The 16492-nt window shown below is 60.6% G+C and carries 18 protein-coding genes; 6 read left to right on the top strand and 12 right to left on the bottom strand.

The features are described from left to right. Positions 1–672, bottom strand: coding sequence for a GntR family transcriptional regulator (locus Q4577_RS12675; RefSeq protein ID WP_244690839.1), 672 nt, complete (start codon positions 670–672; stop codon positions 1–3). Further along, the gene (locus tag Q4577_RS12670) at positions 669–1697 is read right to left on the bottom strand and encodes a Gfo/Idh/MocA family protein (protein WP_303469571.1); all 1029 of its coding nucleotides are present in this window, start codon (positions 1695–1697) and stop codon (positions 669–671) included. The genes Q4577_RS12675 and Q4577_RS12670 overlap by 4 nt, the downstream gene beginning before the upstream one ends. Positions 1698–2009: 312 nt before the next feature. On the opposite strand from Q4577_RS12670, the gene Q4577_RS12665 reads away from it, so the two are divergent. From Q4577_RS12665 to Q4577_RS12645, 5 genes are all read left to right on the top strand, one after another. Beyond that, positions 2010–3029 (top strand): TRAP transporter substrate-binding protein, encoded by a 1020-nt coding sequence (locus Q4577_RS12665; RefSeq protein ID WP_303469569.1) that lies wholly within the window; start codon positions 2010–2012, stop codon positions 3027–3029. A 70-nt stretch (positions 3030–3099) separates the two neighbouring features. After that, positions 3100–3609, top strand: coding sequence for a TRAP transporter small permease (locus Q4577_RS12660; RefSeq protein ID WP_244690836.1), 510 nt, complete (start codon positions 3100–3102; stop codon positions 3607–3609). Then, positions 3606–4886: a TRAP transporter large permease gene (locus Q4577_RS12655; protein WP_303469563.1), complete on the top strand. Its 1281-nt coding sequence runs from the start codon at positions 3606–3608 to the stop codon at positions 4884–4886. Before Q4577_RS12660 ends, Q4577_RS12655 begins: the two co-directional genes overlap by 4 nt. Before the next feature lie 10 nt (positions 4887–4896). Beyond that, positions 4897–5187: a putative quinol monooxygenase gene (locus Q4577_RS12650; protein WP_303469562.1), complete on the top strand. Its 291-nt coding sequence runs from the start codon at positions 4897–4899 to the stop codon at positions 5185–5187. Further along, complete coding sequence (locus Q4577_RS12645) at positions 5184–5996, top strand: N-acyl homoserine lactonase family protein (RefSeq protein WP_303469561.1); 813 nt, start codon at positions 5184–5186, stop codon at positions 5994–5996. Before Q4577_RS12650 ends, Q4577_RS12645 begins: the two co-directional genes overlap by 4 nt. 155 nt (positions 5997–6151) lie before the next feature. Here Q4577_RS12645 and Q4577_RS12640 read toward each other — a convergent pair whose 3' ends face one another. From Q4577_RS12640 to Q4577_RS12600, 9 genes are all read right to left on the bottom strand, one after another. Continuing rightward, positions 6152–7264, bottom strand: coding sequence for an isocitrate/isopropylmalate dehydrogenase family protein (locus Q4577_RS12640; RefSeq protein WP_303469560.1), 1113 nt, complete (start codon positions 7262–7264; stop codon positions 6152–6154). A gap of 26 nt (positions 7265–7290) precedes the next feature. Next, on the bottom strand, positions 7291–7959 hold the full coding sequence (locus Q4577_RS12635) for a GntR family transcriptional regulator (protein ID WP_303469559.1): 669 nt from the start codon (positions 7957–7959) through the stop codon (positions 7291–7293). Positions 7960–8113: 154 nt separating this feature from the next. Beyond that, the gene (locus Q4577_RS12630; RefSeq protein ID WP_303469558.1) at positions 8114–8734 is read right to left on the bottom strand and encodes a glutathione S-transferase family protein; all 621 of its coding nucleotides are present in this window, start codon (positions 8732–8734) and stop codon (positions 8114–8116) included. Continuing rightward, positions 8731–9723 (bottom strand): ABC transporter substrate-binding protein, encoded by a 993-nt coding sequence (locus tag Q4577_RS12625; protein ID WP_303469557.1) that lies wholly within the window; start codon positions 9721–9723, stop codon positions 8731–8733. The genes Q4577_RS12630 and Q4577_RS12625 overlap by 4 nt, the downstream gene beginning before the upstream one ends. Before the next feature lie 52 nt (positions 9724–9775). Beyond that, positions 9776–10294, bottom strand: coding sequence for a peroxiredoxin-like family protein (locus tag Q4577_RS12620; RefSeq protein ID WP_244690830.1), 519 nt, complete (start codon positions 10292–10294; stop codon positions 9776–9778). Between the two features lie 35 nt (positions 10295–10329). Continuing rightward, complete coding sequence (locus Q4577_RS12615) at positions 10330–10956, bottom strand: isochorismatase family protein (RefSeq protein ID WP_244690829.1); 627 nt, start codon at positions 10954–10956, stop codon at positions 10330–10332. A gap of 5 nt (positions 10957–10961) precedes the next feature. Next, entirely contained in the window at positions 10962–12260 is a 1299-nt protein-coding gene (locus Q4577_RS12610) for a TRAP transporter large permease (protein ID WP_303469555.1), read from the bottom strand. Positions 12261–12263: 3 nt separating this feature from the next. Next, positions 12264–12752 (bottom strand): TRAP transporter small permease subunit, encoded by a 489-nt coding sequence (locus Q4577_RS12605; protein ID WP_303469554.1) that lies wholly within the window; start codon positions 12750–12752, stop codon positions 12264–12266. 61 nt (positions 12753–12813) lie between these two features. Beyond that, the gene (locus tag Q4577_RS12600; RefSeq protein WP_303469553.1) at positions 12814–13809 is read right to left on the bottom strand and encodes a TRAP transporter substrate-binding protein; all 996 of its coding nucleotides are present in this window, start codon (positions 13807–13809) and stop codon (positions 12814–12816) included. 230 nt (positions 13810–14039) lie between these two features. On the opposite strand from Q4577_RS12600, the gene Q4577_RS12595 reads away from it, so the two are divergent. Beyond that, positions 14040–14906: a LysR substrate-binding domain-containing protein gene (locus Q4577_RS12595; RefSeq protein ID WP_303469552.1), complete on the top strand. Its 867-nt coding sequence runs from the start codon at positions 14040–14042 to the stop codon at positions 14904–14906. Between the two features lie 133 nt (positions 14907–15039). On the opposite strand, the gene Q4577_RS12590 is transcribed toward Q4577_RS12595, so the two are convergent. Further along, on the bottom strand, positions 15040–16278 hold the full coding sequence (locus Q4577_RS12590) for an MFS transporter (protein WP_303469551.1): 1239 nt from the start codon (positions 16276–16278) through the stop codon (positions 15040–15042). Positions 16279–16492: the final 214 nt, after the last annotated feature.

Raw genomic sequence — 16492 nt, 5'->3', positions numbered from 1 at the left:
CTAAAGCAGGCTGAGCCGGTGCTTTTTCAACAGGCCAAGCAACATGGCCTTGGCATATTGGCGATGGTCGCGGTGGCGGGCGGCGGCCCGTTCGGCGTCGCCATCGCGGATCGCCTCTAGCACCGCATGGTGATCGGCGTTTGACCGATCCGGGGCCGGGCGCATGTAAAGCGTGGTCAGACGGGCGCGGGCGACCTGATCGCTCATCATTTCAAAGATGTCCATCGCCCGCCGATTTGCCCCCAGCCGCATCAATTCACGATGAAACCGGTGATCGGCGCGGGCCCATGTATCGCGGTCCTCGGCCAGCAGGGCGCGGTCCATATCCTTGATCGCCTGGCTCAGGTTTTCCAGCGCGGATTCGGGTGGGCGATCCTCGGCCGCCTTGCGCGCGGCGAGGGTCTCGAGCTCTGTCAGGATGTCATAGATTTCTTCCATGTCGGCGGGGGACACCGGCAGAATGCGCACGCCTTTGCGCGGGCGGACCGACAACAGCCCACGGGATTCCAGCATGACACAGGCCTCGCGCACCGGGGTGCGTGACATGCTGAGCTTTTCCGCCAGCTCGCTTTCCAGATGGTCGGTGCCGGCGGCAAGTTCGCCCGACAGGATCATGTCCCGCAATCGGGTTTGGGCCCGCTGGGCGTTGGAAGGGGTGTGCAGTGTCGTCACGTTTGGGGCAGCCTGACTTTTTGGCCAGAATTGGCAGATTGGTATATTGCCTGTTCGATCCCTATGACCGCAAGGTAGTCAGAGGCGGTATTTTCCGGCGTATGGCCATTGCGCACCGCTGCCACCACATGGGATTGCAGATGGTGCACGCAATCGCCGCCAAATCCGGGAAAGTCCGGCGCCGGCATCCATGTGTCGATGTCGCGGCTGCCAAAGGCGCGGAACGACACCGCGCCGTCACCACCCAACGATAACGTGCCTTTGGTGCCTTCGATTTCGGCCTCGCCCATGGTTTTGCGGTGGTTTTCGGCGGCGTGATCCAACAGCCGGTTGCCATCAAACAGGCTGCGCACACCGTTGGGGTGATCAAACAGGATATAGCCAGCATCCTCGCCGGCAATGACCGGATTGACCCGGCGCAGATCGGCATAGACCGCCGTTGGTTCGCCCAGCAGATAGCGAAAGGTGTCAACCCAATGCACTGCGGTTTCATGCACCAGAAAACGCTCCATCTTCTGGAAATAGGGTTGGCGTTCGAGATAGGCGTCAGGCCCCTGACCATCCCCGGGGCGCAGGCGGAAGGTCATTTGCAACACGGTGCCGACCTTGCCACTGTCGAGCGCATCGCGCATCGCCCGATACCAGGGCTGAAAGCGGAAATTTTCATGCACCACCAGGGTGGCGCCCTGTGCTGCGGCCTCGGCTGTGATGGCGCGGGCCTCGTCCAGATCGCGGCAAAAGGGTTTCTGGCAGATGATGGTCTTGATGCCATGGGCCAGCGCGGTGCGGATGGTGGCGGCGTGGCCGGGCGGCGGCACGACGATGTCGAGAATGTCGGGGCTGGTCTCGGTCAGCATCCGGTCCAGATCATCAAAGGGCGGCGCGCCATGCACACCCGCCCGCGCCATATCCAGATCACATTGACCCACCAATGACACGCCGGGCATTCGGGTCCAGCTGTCGACATGAAACTGGCTGAAATAGCCGGCCCCGACACAGGCGACGCGCAGTGCAGTGTTGGTCATGATGCACATCCGACGGTGGTGGTCATTCTGTCTGTCTGGCTGCGAAGGGCGGTTCGGTGTGGCATGTCCTGTCCTTGGTTCATGTGTCTTCGGGCCTGTTTCGGTCTCGGCCAGTTTCAAGTGCGATCGGGTGTCATGGCCCGGCGGAAATGGCCAGCCCCCGCACCTGATGTCCAACCCATGTCAGCGCCCGGTTCAGACCCGGTGATTTGCATTTCAGCGCGAGTATACCGATTGCGGCAGTTGACAGCGCATTCATTAACGCATACGCAAATTAATGCAATAACCAAGATCGCTCAGGGAGGAGCTGATATGAAATTTGCCACCACGCCCATTTTTGGGGCCCCCATTTTGAAGGCCATTGCGACCAGCGCAATTTTGGCCTTGGCCGCCGGGGCTGCGGATGCGCAGTCCATTTTGAAATTCAGCCACACCGACAATCCCGGCGGGTCGCGCGACCAGGCCGCGAAGGTTTTTGCTGAAAAAGTCGAAGAATATACCGAAGGCCGCTACAAGGTGCGGATCTTTCCGGCCGGCCAATTGGGCAATGACCCCAAGGCGATCGAGCAGCTGCAACTGGGCGGCGTCGATTTCACCGTATCGGCCACCGGATCTTATGCGACACATATGCCGTCGCTGAACCTGACGGCGATGCCGTTTCTGGTGGACAGCTATGAGCAGGGCTGGGCGTTTTACGACAGTTCCGAATGGCTTCAGGGTGAATTCGCCAAGATGCCGGAAAAAGGCATTCGCGTCCTGTCGACATGGGAGGCCGGTTTCCGCAGCTTTACCACCACGTTCCCGCTGAACAGCCCCGCCGATGCCGAAGGCAAGAAGATGCGGGTTTTTCCCAACGACATGATCCGCTGGACGATGGAGGCCATCGGGTTCCAGACCGTGGTGATGCCGGTGACAGACGTCTATCTGGCGATCCAGCAGGGCACTGTGCATGGTCAGGAAAACCCGGTTGATACCATCGTGTCGCTGAAATTTGCCGAAGTTGCGCCGAACCTGACGCTGACGCGCCATGTCTATTCGCCGCTGCCGTTGACCGTGGCGGAAAGCACATGGGGCAAATTGTCGGATGCGGACAAGGCGGCCATCCAAAAGGCGGCTGCTGAATCTTCGGCGTTCAGCCGCAAATTGGTGGCGGATTCGGTGTCTGCGCAGATTGAACAGCTGGAGGCCGACGGCACCACGATCATCACGCCGGACATCGCGCCGTTCCGCGATGCCGTGGCCACCGTTTATGACAAGGCCCGCGAAGTGTATGGCGCCGAGGTCGTTGACCGGGTGCTGGCCGATGCTGCCGCAATTCGCGCCGCGCATTGATCTGAGCTGAAACGACCTATGACCGGGCGTCGCCATGCGCCCGGTCTTCCCGAATTCCAGGATGTGACCAATGGATTTCCGACCATTTTATCCGGCGGGGCTGCGGGCCCTGTCATCGGCAATTGACGGGCTGCTTGCCTTGGGTGGGTTTTCCATCCTGATCCTTGCCTTTTCGAATGCCACGTTGCGGGGGTTGGCCGGGTTTGACCTGGCCTGGTCGCTGGAGGTCACGGCCTTCTTGCTGCTGTGGACCACGTTCCTGGGCTGTGCGGCGGCGATTGCCCGTGGCGCGCATATGCGCGTGACCGAGATCAGCGCAACCCTGTTGAACGCGGGCGCCCGCAATATCCTGGAACATGTCATCAATCTGGTGATTGCGCTCTTGATCCTGTCGTTGATCTGGCATGGATGGTCGATTGCCGCCCACCAATGGGCGCAGAAGACCACGGTGCTCTATTGGCCGGTGGGGCTGCTTTATGCCGCGATGCCGGTTGGCATGGCGCTGTCGCTGATCTTTCATCTTTTCAATATGTGGCTGCATTTCCGCGGCACCGATATCGCCGGGGATACCCAAGCATGATCCTGTTGTTTGTTGTCGCGGTGTTTCTGTTCACCGTTTTCATTGGCGTTCCGCTGGTCTGGGCGATCCTGATCACCGCCGTTTTGCCGATCATGGTTTTTGACCTCGGCTATCCGCTGCAGGCGCTGTATCTGAATTTCATTGGCGGGGTAGAGCCGAACCATTTCATCGCCATTCCGCTGTTCATTGTCGCCGGTGAATTGATGAGCCGGGGCGGCGTCGGCGAGCGGATCATCACCTTTTCGCGGGCACTGCTGAGCTTTCTGCCCGGTGGCCTGGGCATGGTTGTGGTCGGCGCGTCGATGTTGTTTGGCGGCATTTCCGGCTCGGCCATTGCCGACAGCGCCGCCATTGGTTCGGTGATGATCAAGAACATGACGAAACAGGGGTATAAACCCGCCTTTGCCGCCGGTCTTGTCGCGGCGGCGGGCACCATCGGCATTATCATTCCGCCGTCGATCCCGATGTTGATTTACGGCTTTGTCGGCGGTGTGTCGGTGGCCGATCTGTTCCTGGCGGGCACCTTGCCCGGGCTTTTGTTCGGGTTGCTGTTCATGGGGGTGTGTTACCGGGTTGGCAAGGCGTCGGGCTGTGATGCGGGCGGGGTGATGACCCCGGCGCCGGATCTGTGGCGCGCCTTTGTCGGGACAATCCCGGCGCTGATGATGCCGGTTTTGATCATTGGCGGCATCTTTTCCGGCTTTGTCACCCCGACCGAGGCGGCGGCGGTTGCGGTGATCTATGGTCTGTTGGTGACGATGCTGATCTATCGTGATTTTCACCTGCGCGATCTGCCACGGTTGATGATCGACGCTTTTGTCACCTCGGCCATTGTGATGGTGGTGATTGGTGCGACGTCGGTTTTGGGGTGGCTGATCACGCTGGAGCAGATGCCATATGTGCTGGTCGATGCGGTGCAAAGCCTGTCAAGCTCGCCCTGGGTGTTCCTGTTGCTGGTCAATATCGTCATGCTGGTTCTGGGGCTTGTGCTTGACCCTGTGCCTGCGATCCTGTTGACGGCGCCGCTGTTCCTGCCGATGGCCCAGACATTTGGTGTTGATCCGGTGCATCTGGGGGTCATCATGACCTGTAACGTGGCGATTGGTCTGTTCACCCCGCCGGTTGGGGCGACGCTTTATGTGGCGTCGCGGATTTCGGGGGTTGGTGTTCTGGGCATCGCCCGTCACATGGGGCTGTTGTATCTGGCGGCGATATTCGCTTTGATCCTGGTGACCTATGTGCCCGCGTTGTCGATGACATTGCCGCGCCTGTTCTGAGGAGATCACGATGTACGCCGTCACCGTCACATTCACCCTGAAACCGGGGCAGGGGGAACAATTCCTGCCCTTGATGTCGGACAATGCCGCCACCAGCCTGCGGGTCGAGGAGGGCTGCCATCAGTTTGATGTCTGTACCGATCCCGACCGCCCGGACGAGGTATTTCTGTACGAGCTTTACACAGATGCGGCGGCCTTTCAGGCGCATCTTGCGGCGGATCATTTCAAAGCCTTTGATGCCGCCACCGCCGATATGGTCGCGGACAAGCGCGTGGCGCTTTATGCCGAGGTCCGGTCATGAGCGATTGGGAGGTTCTGGCCGTGCGGTATGCCGAGCGCAATGCCCGGACGCGGCGGGACAGTTTCATCTTTGATGACAATCACGACGCGCCCCATGCGATGGATTACTTTATCTGGGTGTTGCGGCGCGGTGATCAGGTGATCCTGGTGGATACCGGCTATGACGAGGTTGAGGCCAGCCGGCGCGACCGGCCGATCCTGACCGATCCGCGCGCGGCGCTGGCACCGCTGGGGATTGCGGCGGAAGATGTGGATCAGGTGATTGTCACCCATCTGCATTATGATCACGCCGGGGGATTGCATCTGTTTCCCAATGCCAAATTGCATTTGCAGGCGACGGAAATGGCCTATGCCACCGGACCTTGCATGTGTCACGGCACGTTGCAGATGCCGTTTACCGCCGATCATATCTGCGAGGCGATCCAGCGGCTTTATTCCGGGCGGGTCATGTTCCACGACGGCGATGGCGAGATCACCGATGGTGTGACGGTGCATTGCATTGGCGGCCATTCCCGGGGTCTGCAATGTGTGCGGGTGCGCACGGCGGCGGGGTGGCTGGTGCTGGCGTCGGATGCGGCGCATTATTATGAGAATTTCATCGCGCGCAAACCCTTTCCGATCGTGGTGGATCTGCAAAACATGCTGGACGGATTTGACCGGCTGGAGGCGCTGGCCAGTGATCGGCGGCTGATTGTGCCCGGCCATGATCCGCTGGTGCGGGCGTTGTTCCCGGTCGATGTAGCGCCGCATATCTTTCGGCTCGACGCGGGGCCGACGGGGGATTTGCCCAGCGGGGGCCTGTCGGCCTAGCCAGAGTTTGGCGCAAGTTATACGACCCCGGCATTGCCGGGGTCGTTGTCGTTTCCGGGCAGGCTTTTTAAGACCGACGTTTGGACAAGATCGGGTGCACCGGCGCCCGGCAGGATGGGCCAATCTGGCGCGCCTGCCGGGTTGGCCGGGCCGGATCAGGCGGGTTTTGGCGTTCCGGCAATCTGCGACAGCAGGGCGTCGGTGACGGCCCGTGTGCCCATGTCGCCGCCGAATTCCATCGGGCGCAATTCGTTTGCCGCAAAACCGGCATCGACCGCGCCGTCAATCAGCTGCGCTGCCTGTGCATAGACCGGCGTGGCGGATTTCTCGGCCAGATAATCCAGCATCAATGCCCCCGACAGGACCGCCGCAAGCGGATTGGCCTTGTCCTGGCCCATGATGTCCGGGGCAGAGCCATGGGCGGGTTGGAACAGGCCGGTTTCATCGCCGATCTCGGCGCAGGCCGCCATGCCCATGCCCCCGACAAGCCCGCCAGCAAGATCCGACAGAATGTCGCCAAACATGTTTTCCATCACAAGGACATCCGCATCCCACGGCGCGCGGATCAGGTTCAGCGCCTGCGCATCCACATAGGCATAGCCGGTGTCGATATCCGGGAATTCCGGGGCGATTTCGTCATAGATCTTGCGGAAAAACGCCATCGAGGCAAAGACATTGGCCTTGTCGACACAGGTGACCAGACCGGGGCGGCCGCGGGTTTTGCGTTTCTGCGCCAGACGAAAGGCGAAACGGTGCAGTTTTTCCGTGGTCGCGCGGGTGATGCGCAGGGTATCGCGCACCTCTTCGTCGCCGCGAATGTCGCTGCGGCCATGGGCGGCGGCGGAATAGAACAGACCTTCGGTGGATTCCCGCAGGATCACCATGTCGATGCCGGCCGCGCGCGGATCAGCCAGCCGTTGCGGCGCGTTTGGATAGGCTTTGACCGGGCGCACCCCGGCATAAAGACCAAATCGGTCGCGCAGACGCAAATGCGGGCTGATTTCGGTGCCATCGGGGTGGCGGATCGACGGCAGGCCCATGGCGCCAAGAAAGATCGCATCCGCCGCCCCGGCGCGGTCTTCGCCATCGGTTTCGATGTCGCGGCCGGTTTCGACGAAATAGCCGGCACCTGCGCGGATCTCGTCATAGATCAGTTCCGGGGCATCAACCTTGGCCAATGCGGCGGCCATGACCTCGATCGTGGCGTCGGCAACATCCACACCAATGCCATCTCCCTTGATCAGGGCGATTTTCAAATTCTTCGTCATCGGGGTCTCCAGTATCGTCGGTTGGGTCACAATTGCGACAGCCGGTAAGTGTCAAGAATGGCCAACAATTCCTCGGCGGCGTGTTGGCGGTGATTGCGAAAGGATCGGCGCGCGGCTTCGGCGTCGCCGGCGCGGATGTGTTCCAGAATGTCGCGGTGGTCCGCCGTGGATTGATGCGGCACCGACCGCATCCGCAGGGTGACCATCCGGGCGCGGTGGGCCTGATCGTTCAAGGTGCCGATATAGTCGATCAGCCGTTGATTGCCGTGCAGTTCCAGCAGCAATTGGTGGAACAGATCATCCGCAGCGGCCCATGCATCGAGATCCTGATCCGCCAGCGCCAGTTCCATGGCGGTTGTGGCATCGTCCAGCGGCGCCAGTTCCCGGTCCGATGGGCGTCGCGCGGCCAATGCGGCGGCGGCTTCGGGTTCCATCGCGGTCAGGATTTCATAGATTTCGCGCATGTCAGAGCTGTGCAGCGGCAAGACCCGCGCGCCGCGACGCGGCACCAATTCCACCAGGCCCTCGGCCTCAAGCCGGATCAGGGCCTCGCGCACGGGGGTTCGGCTCATCCCCAGGCGCAGGGCGATTTCGGGTTCCGGCGCCTGAAATCCCGGCGGCATACGGTTTGTGCGGATCTCCTCCTTAATTTGGCGATACGCGTCGTTTACCCGTGTATGTCGTGGCGCCTGCACGGTGCGAAACCTCCTTGGTTGGGGGTCTTTACACCGGCGTTAAATGCGTTGTCAAATACATTAATGCATTCATTAAATAATGCAATGTTCGGGCCCGATTCTGGCCCGGTTTTTGCCCGGCTTTGGCCCGCAGGACCGCCAAAGCCGGATACAGTTACGTCAAAGGTCGCATGACATTCTGTCGAAAGGCGGGCCGGGCCGTCAAACTCTGATACCAGCGGTCAAGCGCGGGCAGGGGCGGGCGATCAAACCGCATCGCGTGCCAGCGATAGGCCAACCCGCCGAGGGCAATGTCGGGCAGGCCGGGATGCGCGCCAAGGACATAGTCCCGGTCCGACAGATGCCTGTCCAGCAGGGTCCAGTATCTGGCCGCCTGGTCCCGCGCGTCTGTGATGCTCGCGCTGTTTCTGGCGTCCGGCGCGGTGCGGACCAGTTGCCGGAACAGCGTGATCATCGGCGGGGTGAGGCAGGACAGGCCCCAATCCATCCATTGCCCGGCCCGGCCCCAGTCGGCAGCAGTTTGGGGGCGCCAATGCCCGTCGCCATAGCTGTCGCAGAGATACCGCAGGATCGCATTGGATTCCCACAGAACGACATCGCCGTCGACAAGGGTCGGCACCGTGCCATTGGGATTCAGCGCAAGATAGTCAGGCTGATCCGTGGCGCCAAACGGGCCGCCGTAATCCTCTCTGGTGACGGGCAGGTCGAATTCCCGGACCAGCCACATCACCTTTTGCACATTCACCGAATTGTCGCGCCCCAGAATCCGCATCATTGCACAAAGGGCATGAGGGTCGAGGGGTGAAACAGATCGTCGACCTGAACCTCGTAGGGGGACAGCCCCTGTTGATGGTGGTTGCGCAAAAAGGTCGAGAGCGCGTCGCGGTTGCCATCAAGCCCATAAGACCAGAAGTCGCGCCCCATCAGCCGCTGTGCCGATCCCAATTGTTCGTCGACAAAGGGCAGCGATACCTTGGGTGTCGAGGTTTCGCACAGAGCCTCCATCGCGATGCGGTGCGATCTGGCAAAGGCCTTGTACAAAGCGGCGGGCAGCCAGGGATGCTGTTCGGCCAATGTGGTGCGCAGGCCCAGGATATGCATGACCGGAAAGATGCCGGTGCTCTGGTAATATTCGCGGGCAATCTGGTCGGAATTCGGGAACAATCGCCGCACATCGGGGTGGCCCTGCTGAAAGCAATCCGGCGGGCGCGGGCCGACAAAACCGTCGATCTCACCGGCGGCCAGAAGGTCGCTGAGGGATCGGTCATCGGGGGCCGGTTCGGCGGTCAGCCCGTCGGGGACCGGCACGGCCAATTCCGGGGTCCGCCCGGGTGCATTCAACTGGCCGCGCACCCAATGGATGTCCGAGGGCCGCACCCCGAATTCATCCAACAGGATCGCCCGCGCCCAGACATTTGCCGTCGATTGGAATTCTGAAATCCCGATGCGCCGCCCGATCAGATCCTTTGGTTCCTGAATGTCCCGGTCGTTGCGCACATAAAAAGACGCATGTCGAAAGGCGCGCGACAGATAGACCGGCACGCCGATATAGGGCGGGTTGTCGCGGGTCAGGCTGCCGACATAGCCGGACAGGGAAAGCTCTGTGATGTCGAATTCATGGTGCCGGAAGGCCCGGAACATTATTTCTTCGGGGGGCAGCAACATGAACACCGGATTGACGCCGTCAATCGCCACGTTGCGGTTCAAAAGGGGCTGTACCCGGTCGTAATTGCCCATCGCAATTGACAGGTTGAGATCGCTCATGGTGTCCTCTCGTGCCGGTCTGGGTCCGGCTTGGAAAATTTCGGGGATCCGATCAGCTGCGCACGCCGCGCGCGGGATAGTTTCGTTCCAGCGCAAACGGGATCTTTTCCAGCAGCTCGTCCAGCACCGGGCGACCCCAGGGCATGTTGGTGACGTTCAGCAGGAAAATGCGGTTGTCCGGGCGGATCAGGAACAGGCCCGGTTCGCAAAAGACATCGGCCTCGCCTTCGCGGATGGCAGAGGAGATATAGAGCCCCCAGGCCTCTGCCGCGGCTTCGCTGAGGCCATAGCCGATCGCCAGCTTGTCCAATTCCCAGTCTGCTTTTGTCTGGGTTGCGGTGGCGATGTCATTCATCGACACGGCCAAAAGGTCAACGCCCGTCGCGGCAAAGTCATCTGCCAGTTTGTTCATGTTGGTCAGATACTTGCGGCACATGGGGCAATGCAGGCCACGGTAAAAGACGACGAGGGTGAAATTTTCCGGTGTGGCCTCGGACAGGGTGAATTTGCCACCGCCCAGCAGATCAATGGTCAGCTCCGGGGCCTGGGTATCGGGGATAAGGCGGGTCATTTCGTATTCTCCTTGTGAAACGACAATTTCGGGGGTCAACCGCGCAGGTCGGTTGTGATCGACAGGGCATCATCCAATGTGATGACTTCGCCGTATTTGCTGTGGATATCGATCAGGTTGCTTTCATGCTGGGCGGCGGTGCGGTCGGCCACGCAGTCGCGCACCACAAAGGGGGGATAGCCGTGGGCCATGGCGTCATTGGCGCTGGCGCGGACGCAGCCGCTTGTGGTGCAGCCCGCGATCATCAACATGTCACAGCCCGCAGCCGCCAGCATGCCGGACAGATGGGTGCCAAAGAATGCCGAGGCTTGGGTCTTTTGCACGATGGTGTCGTGTTCGGCGGAATAGCCAAGGCGGGGGTCAAGCTCGCACGGGGGGGTGCCGCGCACCAGCTGTGCCAGAGAGCTGCATTTTTCACCCCAACGGCCCATATCACTAAGGTTTTCGGCATAGCCGTTGATGGTAAAGATCAACGGCCCCAACCCGCGAAAGTCCTTGATCAATTGCGCGGTGGCATCGACGGCGGCGGAACAATCCGACGCCAGCGGGCAAAGATCGGGTTCGGTAAATCCGCGTTGGAAATCAATCACCAACAGGGCGGGGCGCCGCCCCACGGGAACCGACCGGTCAAAGCCGCATTTTACGTTTTGTGCATCTTTCATGGGGGTCACCGAAGGCTGGGAAGGTAAAGGGCGATTTGGGGAAAGGCGATCAGGATCAGGATGGCCAGCAGCTCGATCCCGACAAAGGGCAGTGCACCACGAATGATTTGCCCAATGGACAGATCCGGCGCGATCCCCTTGATCACATAGAGGTTCAATCCGACCGGCGGGGTGATCACCGCCATTTCACAGGTCAGGATCAACACCACGCCGAACCAGATCGGATCAATGCCAAGCGCGGTGATGACCGGCAACAGAACCGGGGTGGTGATCACGATGATCGACACGATATCCAGCACCATCCCGATCAGCACCAGAAACACCAGAACCATGGCCAGGATGACCCATTTCGGCTGGTCGATGCCGACAACCATCATCACGATTTTCTGTGGCACCATCAGGCGGGTCATCACATAGCCGAACATCAGCGCCGCCGCCAAAATCAACAGGATCATGACGCTGGTCACAGCGGTCGAACGCAACACGTCGCGGAGCAGGGTGAAGGTCATTTCACGGTAGAGCGCAGCAACCCCAAAGGCGCCAAGCGCACCGATGCCTGCGGCCTCGGTCGGGGTGGCGATGCCGAAATAGATCGTGCCAAGCACCAACAGGACGATGGTCACCGCCGCCCAGATATCGAGCAGCGACCGCCAGCGATCCCGCCAATTGCAGCGGGTGGCGTGGCGCGGGGCCATGTCGGGGTAAATGGCGGAAAGCACCACAACATAGGTCATCATCAGCGCGGTGAGCAGAACCGCCGGAAGAACAGCCGCCAGAAACAGCTTGCCGACGGATTGGCCGGCAACTTCGCCGTAGAGGACAAAACCGATGCTGGGCGGGATCAACAAGGCCAGCGCCCCGGCGGCGGCCACGGTGCCGCCCGCCAATGACGGGCGATAGCCCCGCGCCAGCATTTCAGGGATGGCAAAGCGGCCGATGGTGGCCGCGCCCGCGACGCTGACGCCACTCATCGCGCCAAACACCGCAGAGCTGGCCACACTGGCCACGCCCAGCCCGCCGGGCAACCGGTCGGTCCACAGGGCGAACATGTTGAACAGCCGCGAACCGATGCTGGTGCGGGCCATGACCTCGCCCATCAGGATGAACAGCGGCACGGCAAGAAGCGAATAGCTGCTGAGCCCGCGATGAAGAATGTCGGGGATCGTTTCAAGCGAGGCAAAGCCGCCATGCAGGATGAACCCCAGAATGCTGGCAACGCCAAGGGCGGCAAATATTGGCACGCAGAGAAAGATCAGCCCGAAAAACACCGCGACGATCAGAATGAAGATTGAAACCGGATCCATCGACTATCCCTCGTGTTTATAGGTTGTGCCGACCCAAAGCCGGCCGATGGATGTCAGGCATAACAGCGTGGCCCCCAGCGGAATGAGAAGCAGCAGCGGCCATTGCGGAAATTCCAGCAAAGAGGCCGAGCGATAGTCCTTGTCGATGGCATTCAGGGTGGATTTCACCCCGGCAAAGGCCAGCGTCACACAGACAATCATGATCGAGATTTCGGTGGCCCAGACCGACAGAACCTTCATCACCCCGTCGCGGCGTTTGGTGAAATGTTCCAGGCTGACATGGCCGCCTTCGACATGGGTCCAACCGACCGCCGACCAGATCAACAGGGCCAACAGGTAGGATGAAATTTCAACCGCATGTACGCTTGGCGATTGCAGGACATACCGGGCGAAAACGGCATAGCTGATGATCAACATGAGCATCAAAAGCGTGGCTTGGGCCAGGTACAGACCGGCGCAGTTGATGATGCGTATCCAACGGGGTAAGGGCATCGAATTCTTTCATTCTGGGGTGGCGTCGACCCGAATGCACCGGGCCGACGTGGTGTCGTGGTTATTTCCGGGCGGCTTCGACCATGTCGATATAGGCCTGGCCCTCGGGCACCTTTTCCAACCATTCGGCGACGGCGGGGCTTGTGGCCGCTTTCATCTTTTCGATTTCCGCATCCGCGACCTGATGGATGGCCATGCCTTTTTCTTCGAAGGTGACCAGCGCATCTTTCATGAACTCTTCGACCATGGCGAATTGCTGTTTGTCGCGGGCTTCGGCGGCGCGGCTGACAATGGCCTGCAAATCCTCTGGCAGGGCATTCCAGGTGTCGCCGTTGATCGCCAGAATGGATGTGTCGACGCCAAAGGTGACAAGCGACAGATGGCCGACCACCTCGTCCAGGCTGCGCCCGACCCCGGTCAGCAGCGGGCGGGGGGTGCCGTCGATCACGCCGCGATCGAACGAGAGGTAAAGCTCGGATGAGGACATGCCGGTGGGCGAGCCGCCCATAAGCTGGATCGCACGCGCATCAATCGCGCCGGTGGTGGCCCAGACCTTGTTCTTGATGTCGTCCATCGTTTCGATGGGGTCCGATTTGGAATAGAATTGATAGGGATCGAACGGGCCAACCCCCAGAACGACGGTGTTATGCGTGGTTTCCAATTCCTCTGCGACGCCAAGATCCATCAGGCCGGCGTCAAGTGCGCGTTCCAGATGCTGGATGTCGTTGAACATGAACGGCAGGGTAAAGATGCTGAGCGCCGGAACCGTGCCGCTGGGGTAGGTGCCTGTCATGTTGACGATGTCGACGTCACCGCGCGACACGGCGCTGAGTTCCTGATAGCCATCGAAAAGCTGGGCAGAGTGGAAGACATTGACCTTGATGCGGCCTTCGCTTTCTTCTTCGATGGTCTGGACGAAGGTTTCCAGCGGTTCCCACGAATAGGCATAGGCCGGCGGCAGATAGGTCGAGAGGGTCAGTTCGAATTCCTGGGCCGTGGCCGCCCCGGCAAACAACGTGGTCGCGGCGACCGTGGCCATAATTTTGGTGTTGAGCATTTCATTTCCTTACCTGTTGGTTGCGCTTCATATGGTCACAACCGCGATTTTCACTGCGGCTTAACCTGAAACGGTTTGGCGGGTTTTTGGACCCATTACGTTGCTTCACCCGTGGCGGGTTGCAGCGGTGGAGATCATGGGGCCATGGGCCATTAGGTAAAACAAGTTGATTATATTCTGGGTAAAGGTTAAATTTACTTATCTAATGGCCGTGATCAGGGAATTTGAAAATGAACGTGAACCTTAGCATGGACTGTCTCAGATCCTTTGTGTCGATCGTCGAGCAGGGCAGCTTTGCCCGCGCCGCAGGAGAGGTCGGGCGCACCGCCCCGGCGATCAGTTTGCAGATGGAAAGATTGCAAAGTCAGGTCGGCGTGCAGCTGTTCCGCAAGGATGGCCGCAACCGGGTTGTGACCGCGGCGGGCATTGATTTTTTCGAACATGCCCGCGCGATCCTGGCCCAGAATGATGCCGCGCTTCGCCTGGCCAATGCGGATCAATTGTCCGGCAAAATACGGCTGGGCATCGTGCAGGATTTTGCCGAGGATTTCTTTCCCCGTGCGCTGTCATCCTTTGCCGAAAAATTCGCGAATATCCGCATTGATGTGGTGGTCGAACGCAGTCAGTTCCTGCTTGAAATGTTGGAAAAAGGTGATTTGGATCAAGTGATTGCCTTTAACAACGACCATTCCGGCCCCGGCACGTTGTTGCGGCGATCAGAGATGGTGTGGATCGGCAAGGCCGGCACCGCGCTGTCGCCCAATGACCCGATCCCGATGGTGGTTGTTGATGGCCCCTGCCAGTTCCGCAAAACCGCCTTTCAGGCGCTGTCGGATATGGGGCGATCCTGGGATATCCGGCTGTCCAGCCCCAGCATGGCATGTGTGACCGCCGCGGCCGAGGCCGGGCTGGGGATTGCGGTGCGCACGCCGGATGTCTTGTATAACAAAGGTCGCGATCTGGCGCAGATTTCCGGCCTGCCGGAGCTGCCGCCAATTGATCTTCAGCTGTATCGAAATGCGGCGATGAGAACCCCCGCCAACGACAAGCTGTATGACTATTGGATCAGCCAGTTTCGCATGCCACTGGCGGCATAAGTCCGTGGTGTGTCAGGCCGCCGGTTTTGGCGGGTCTGCGCTGCGCAAAAATGTGATGCACGGGGGTGTGGGTTAATTATTGTGCAGATGCCCATGATCTGGGCGTTGTGTGTATCGCAAAACCCGTCGTGGGTCACTTTGGGGCGCGTCCCTCGGCCGCCCGACGGAACGAAAGCACCGCCCCGATCAGCCCGACTGGCGAAAACAGCAGGAAGCATTGTTCGTATGTGCCCACCAGATTGTAGACCAGGGCAAAGACCGAGGGGCCGATGATCACCCCGATGAAGGTATAGACCAGCAGCGCCCCGGTATTGGCGCCGACCTTGCCGGCCGGTGCGGTTCGCGCCGCCGCCGCGAGGAAAACGCCATTCCACCCGGTGGCCACGGTGCCAAGCGCCACCAGCAACACAACCTGAAGCCAGCCGGGCATCACCGCGATCCAGCCGAGGGCGCACATGATCATGCCCGCCAAAAGCCCGATCACGCCGAGGGTGCGAAATCCGCCCAACCGGTCGGCGGCCAGACCCCAGCTGATGCGGCCCACCGCGCCGGCCATTTGCAGGCCCGCCGCCACGGCCCCGGCGGCCACCAGCGACCAGCCATGTTCCACCAGCATCACCACGGTAAAGGCTGTCGCCACCAGTTGCAGGGCGGAATACAACCCGCCAAGCACCGCCAGGGTGCGCAACCGGCCGTTTTGATAAAGCGCGACCTGATCGTGCAATGCGCGCCGAAACGGGTTGCCCCGCCCGGTCAGGGGCTGGACAGGCGCAAAGTGGAACCGCCGCCAGGACCAGAGCATAAGGCCGAATGGCAGTGCCGCCGCAGCCACCAGGGCCCATTGCCAGCCAGAACCCTGACCATGAAAGACAAGGGCCAATGCGGGCAATGAGACCGAGGCCAGCACCGCCCCCAGCGGCACCCCGGTCTGTTTGATCGAAAAGATAAGCGAATGCCGCCCGCCGCGCGCCGTGCGGTTCAGGATCTCGGACGAGGCGGGGTTGTTCAGCCCGTAACAGATGCCGAACATCACCGATCCGACCACCATCAGCGCGGGATTGGCGCTGGCGACAAGCAACAGCCCCGCCGCAAAGGCGCCCATTTCGAACACCACCACGCGCTCTGCCTGAAAGGTTTCGACCACGGTCCCCGCCACCGCCGAGGCAAAGACGCCGGCAAAATAGATCAGGCTGATCTGATAGCCGATCCAATGCGCGCCGATGCCCAATGACGCTGCAACCTCGGGGGCGAGCGCCGTCAATGCCAGGATGCTTAACGTTGCCGCAACCTGAACCAGGGTCATCAGGACAAGCGCGTTGACCCATTCCGGACGGCCAGAGGCCTTGGGTTGGCCCGACAGTGTTTCGCTCATGTGATGTTTGCCCGTGCTAGATCGGCGCATGGCCCGGACCGATCCCGGCGCGCCCCTGTGTCGGGCTTACAAAAGTACGTGGTGACTTACAAACAGCAACCGGCTGGCGGTGCGGTGTTTGGATCTACCTGTCTTTATTTCCGCGTTGTTTGATGCTGAGTCTGTCGACGAGGTGTTGTCCTGCGTCTGAGACGTGTTTGTAGAGGGTTTTTGC

It is taken from the genome of Marinovum sp. 2_MG-2023 (assembly GCF_030548265.1).
Classification (GTDB): Bacteria; Pseudomonadota; Alphaproteobacteria; order Rhodobacterales; family Rhodobacteraceae; genus Marinovum.
This window is presented reverse-complemented; position numbering and strand designations above follow the sequence as displayed.

Excerpts from the sequence above, each read along its gene's own strand:
- Q4577_RS12650 (WP_303469562.1), top strand. The coding sequence starts at position 4,897 with ATGTACGCCGTCACCGTCACATTCACCCTGAAACCGGGGCAGGGGGAA.
- Q4577_RS12610 (WP_303469555.1), bottom strand. The coding sequence starts at position 12,260 with ATGGATCCGGTTTCAATCTTCATTCTGATCGTCGCGGTGTTTTTCGGG.
- Q4577_RS12590 (WP_303469551.1), bottom strand. The coding sequence starts at position 16,278 with ATGAGCGAAACACTGTCGGGCCAACCCAAGGCCTCTGGCCGTCCGGAA.
- Q4577_RS12640 (WP_303469560.1), bottom strand. The coding sequence starts at position 7,264 with ATGACGAAGAATTTGAAAATCGCCCTGATCAAGGGAGATGGCATTGGT.
- Q4577_RS12615 (WP_244690829.1), bottom strand. The coding sequence starts at position 10,956 with ATGAAAGATGCACAAAACGTAAAATGCGGCTTTGACCGGTCGGTTCCC.
- Q4577_RS12620 (WP_244690830.1), bottom strand. The coding sequence starts at position 10,294 with ATGACCCGCCTTATCCCCGATACCCAGGCCCCGGAGCTGACCATTGAT.
- Q4577_RS12630 (WP_303469558.1), bottom strand. The coding sequence starts at position 8,734 with ATGATGCGGATTCTGGGGCGCGACAATTCGGTGAATGTGCAAAAGGTG.
- Q4577_RS12655 (WP_303469563.1), top strand. The coding sequence starts at position 3,606 with ATGATCCTGTTGTTTGTTGTCGCGGTGTTTCTGTTCACCGTTTTCATT.
- Q4577_RS12665 (WP_303469569.1), top strand. The coding sequence starts at position 2,010 with ATGAAATTTGCCACCACGCCCATTTTTGGGGCCCCCATTTTGAAGGCC.
- Q4577_RS12595 (WP_303469552.1), top strand. The coding sequence starts at position 14,040 with ATGAACGTGAACCTTAGCATGGACTGTCTCAGATCCTTTGTGTCGATC.
- Q4577_RS12600 (WP_303469553.1), bottom strand. The coding sequence starts at position 13,809 with ATGCTCAACACCAAAATTATGGCCACGGTCGCCGCGACCACGTTGTTT.
- Q4577_RS12645 (WP_303469561.1), top strand. The coding sequence starts at position 5,184 with ATGAGCGATTGGGAGGTTCTGGCCGTGCGGTATGCCGAGCGCAATGCC.
- Q4577_RS12670 (WP_303469571.1), bottom strand. The coding sequence starts at position 1,697 with ATGACCAACACTGCACTGCGCGTCGCCTGTGTCGGGGCCGGCTATTTC.
- Q4577_RS12625 (WP_303469557.1), bottom strand. The coding sequence starts at position 9,723 with ATGAGCGATCTCAACCTGTCAATTGCGATGGGCAATTACGACCGGGTA.
- Q4577_RS12660 (WP_244690836.1), top strand. The coding sequence starts at position 3,100 with ATGGATTTCCGACCATTTTATCCGGCGGGGCTGCGGGCCCTGTCATCG.
- Q4577_RS12605 (WP_303469554.1), bottom strand. The coding sequence starts at position 12,752 with ATGCCCTTACCCCGTTGGATACGCATCATCAACTGCGCCGGTCTGTAC.